Source organism: Dietzia sp. DQ12-76, assembly GCF_014145045.1.
In the GTDB taxonomy this organism is placed as follows: Bacteria; Actinomycetota; Actinomycetes; order Mycobacteriales; family Mycobacteriaceae; genus Dietzia.
This window is the reverse complement of the sequence record NZ_JAALDV010000114.1, coordinates 10,416-13,734: the sequence shown is the minus strand read 5'-3', so window position 1 is coordinate 13,734 and position 3,319 is coordinate 10,416. Positions and strand designations below refer to the sequence as shown.

At 71.6% G+C, this 3,319-nt stretch carries 3 protein-coding genes and 1 pseudogene; 1 reads left to right on the top strand and 3 read right to left on the bottom strand.

Translation table 11 applies throughout. The features are described from left to right. Together G6019_RS05055 and G6019_RS05050 are read right to left on the bottom strand one after the other, a co-directional pair. Positions 1–560 (bottom strand): annotated as a pseudogene (locus G6019_RS05055) (lipid-transfer protein); the annotation flags it as partial. 9 nt (positions 561–569) lie between these two features. Then, positions 570–1,592 carry a Zn-ribbon domain-containing OB-fold protein gene (locus G6019_RS05050; protein ID WP_309230167.1) on the bottom strand — a complete coding sequence of 341 codons (1,023 nt, stop codon included), beginning with the start codon at positions 1,590–1,592 and terminating at the stop codon, positions 570–572. A gap of 88 nt (positions 1,593–1,680) precedes the next feature. On the opposite strand from G6019_RS05050, the gene G6019_RS05045 reads away from it, so the two are divergent. Further along, complete coding sequence (locus tag G6019_RS05045) at positions 1,681–2,715, top strand: LLM class F420-dependent oxidoreductase (protein ID WP_182613549.1); 1,035 nt, start codon at positions 1,681–1,683, stop codon at positions 2,713–2,715. 9 nt (positions 2,716–2,724) lie between these two features. On the opposite strand, the gene G6019_RS05040 is transcribed toward G6019_RS05045, so the two are convergent. Then, a partial coding sequence (locus G6019_RS05040) for a hypothetical protein (RefSeq protein ID WP_182627146.1) occupies positions 2,725–3,319 on the bottom strand: 595 nt, incomplete at its 5' end.

Genomic DNA, 3,319 nt, shown 5'->3' with positions numbered 1-3,319 from the left:
ACGTACGGCTCGGCGAGCAGCTCACGTTCGTCCCTGCCGGTGGCGCGGGCGGCGACCGAGGCCATCGCACCCTCCGACCACGTGCCGGCGTCGATCCCCGCGCGGGCCTGCAGTGCGGCCATGTGGTGCCGACCCGGCCAGAGGGGCGCGACCGTGTACGGGTCGAGCTGCAGTGCCATTGCCGAGTCGAGGTCCGTGCTCGCCGAGGCCTTGCCGAACCCGTAGACCAGCGCGGTGTCGGCCTGTCCCGTGGCGATCTTGAGGTAGGCCTCGAAGAACGCCCAGGCGGCGTCCATCTCCACGTGCGATTCGCTGATGGGGGGCACCGCGCCGATGGTGTCGACGGCGGAGATGAAGGAGAAGGCGCGCCCGGCCAGGTAGTCGCAGGAGCCGGAGCACCAGAAGTCGATGTCGGTCCGGTCCAGACCCGTCTGGCGGTAGCACTCGGCGAAGACGGGCGCGAGCATCTCCACGCCGTTGGTGGTGCCGAAGGTGGACTCTGTGTGTCGGGCGTGGGCGAAACCGACGACGGCCACGTCCCGGGGTGCGGTGGGGGTCACGGGTGTCCTCTACAGATGATGGGCGTAGGTGTCGGGGTCGGCGTCGGGATCGCCGGTCGGCTCGAAGTGCGTGATGGCCTTCATCGAGGCGGGGCGGTCATCCTCCGGGGTCCAGATCGCGCGCACGCGCATTCCCATGCGCACCTCCGAGGCCTCGCAGCCCAGCACCAGGTGCTGGATCGGGACGTCCGACCCGTCGAGGAGGATGTACGCGGTGACGTACGGGGGCGTGATCTCCTGTCCCGCGAACGGCACGTTGACGATGCCGAACGTGGTGACGGTCCCGACGTCGGAGACCTCCACGTACTCACCCATCGCCACCCCGTCCGAGGGGCAGTAGTCCCGCGGCGGAACGTACACCTCGGGCCCGTTGGAGCGTCGACGCCCGAGCATCCGGCCCTGCACGATCGCCCTGAGGAACTCGCTCTCCGCGGGCGAGGCGGTGTGGGTCACCGAGAGTCCGATCGGCGTGATGAGCATGGAGACCGCCTCGTCCCCGGAGGACTGCCCCAGCTCGTCGTCGCCCGGGCCTGTGCCGCCCGCCGCGTCCGCGGGGACCACGCACGCGATGTCGTGGATGGTCCCGGTCCGCTCGGCGGACCACTGCAGACGCACGCGCATCCCCGAGTGCACGGCCTCGGGGCCCTCGGCGGCGAGGGGCAGCAGGATGGCGGTGTCGGCGCCGTCGAACCGGACCAGGGCCCACGCGAAGGGTGAGTCGAGCGGGGCGACGTCCGCGGGCTCGGGAACCCAGGTCCAGACGACGACGACGCCCTCGATCCCGGTCCCCGAGCCCACCTCGACGAGGTCCGTCAGGGCCTCGTGGGTGACGGGGTCGAACTCCACGGGCGGCACGTGGACCGCGCCGCGGGAGTCGCGTGTCCCCACGAGGCGGCCCTCACGCAGGCCGGTGAAGAACGCGCCGAGGACCGGTCCGGTCGACCGGGTGTAGTCGAAGGACGGGGCGAGCGGTGCCGAGAGCACGGGCTCGTCGGGCGGGATGATGTCGACAACGATCTCTCTGGATGTCACCCCACAAGTAGAACACGTTCCAGTGCGGGGCGTGTGGCTTTTCGCGGGCCCGCCCCGCGCCGCGGCGGCGTGGGTCACACTGGGGCCCATGAAATTCGCCTTGCAGCTCGGATACTGGGGCGCCCAGCCGCCCACCAATCACGCCGACCTCGTGGTGGCGGCGGACAGGGCGGGGTTCGACACCGTCTTCACCGCCGAGGCCTGGGGCTCGGACGCGTTCACCCCGCTGGCCTGGTACGGCTCGCTCACCGACCGCATCCGCCTGTCCACGGCGGTGGTGCAGCTGTCCGCCCGGACGCCCACGGCCACCGCGATGAGCACCATGACCCTGGACCACCTCTCCGGCGGTCGCTTCTGTCTGGGCCTGGGTGTCTCCGGCCCGCAGGTGGTCGAGGGCTGGTACGGGCAGCCCTTCGCCAAACCGTTGGCCCGGACGCGGGAGTACATCGACATCATCCGTGCGGTGCTCCGCCGCGAGGCTCCCGTCACCTCCGACGGCCCTGCCTACGCGCTGCCGTACCAGGGCCCCGGCGCCTCCGGCCTGGGCAAGCCGCTCAAGTCGATCCTCCACCCCCTGCGCGAGGACGTGCCCATCTGGCTGGGCGCCGAGGGGCCCAAGAACGTCGCGCTCGCGGCCGAGATCGCCGACGGATGGCTGGGGTTCCTGGCCTCGCCGCGGACCGCCCACGAGTTCAACGCCTGGCTCGACGAGGGATTCGCCCGTCCCGGGGCCCGGCGTACCCGGGAGGACTTCGAGGTGGCGTTCCTGTGTCAACTCCACATAACGCAGGATCGGCGCTCCGTGCTCGACGCCTACAAGCCGTTCACCGCGCTCTACGCCGGGGGCATGGGCGCCGAGGAGAAGAACTTCCACGCCGAGGCGTTCCGTCGGATGGGTTTCGCGGACGATGTCGACCGCATCACCGAGCTGTTCCGCTCCGGTCGCAAGGAGGAGGCCGCGGCGGCGGTGCCCGACGAGATGGTCGAGGCCACCGCGATCATCGGCGACGAGGACTCGGTGCGCTCCCAGATCGCCGAATGGGAGGCCGCGGGCGTGACCATGCTCGTGGTGACGGCCCGCTCGGTCGAGGAGATCGAGTCACTGAGCCGGCTGATCGACTGATCCGGTCTGTCAACCGGGCGGCATGATGCGCACCGGCTCGCCGGCGTGATCCACCACGAGGAACCCGCTCTGGTGGACGTCGTTGCGCACGTGGACGGTGTAGCTCGGTCGGCCGGCGTCGTCCGCGGCGACGTTGAGGAAGGCGTCGGTCTCCCCTGCGATCCCGAGGCTCTCGGCGGCTCCTGCGACGACCGGCGCGATCACGGCGGCATCGAGGTCGGCCAGCCGGAACGACCCCTCGCGCGTGCTGGGGCTGTCTGCCCACCCGGACCAACCGCCGCGGTAGATCTGCCGCAGTGTCCGGCTGGGGTGCTCCGGGTCGGTCCAGGACAGCACCGCGTGCTCCGGGTGCACCACCAGGCTCGTGGCCAGCTCCGACCCCGACGCCCGACCGGCGCTCGAGAAGATCCGCTCGAGGCCCTCGGGGGACAGGGGGGCGGGATTGTCGAGGACGCGCCCCTCTCCCTGTCCGCCTCGGGCCGGGCGGTCCGCGGCCGTCGCCTCCCGCCCGACGGGGTCCGGGTCGTCGGAGGCGGAGAACGCCAGGAACGCCCCGGTCATCAGTGCGGCCACCACGAGCGCCCCCGCGAGGACACCCCAGGGT

Bases quoted from the DNA above. Each gene is read 5' to 3' on its own strand.
- G6019_RS05045 (WP_182613549.1), top strand. From the start codon at position 1,681: ATGAAATTCGCCTTGCAGCTCGGATACTGGGGCGCCCAGCCGCCCACC.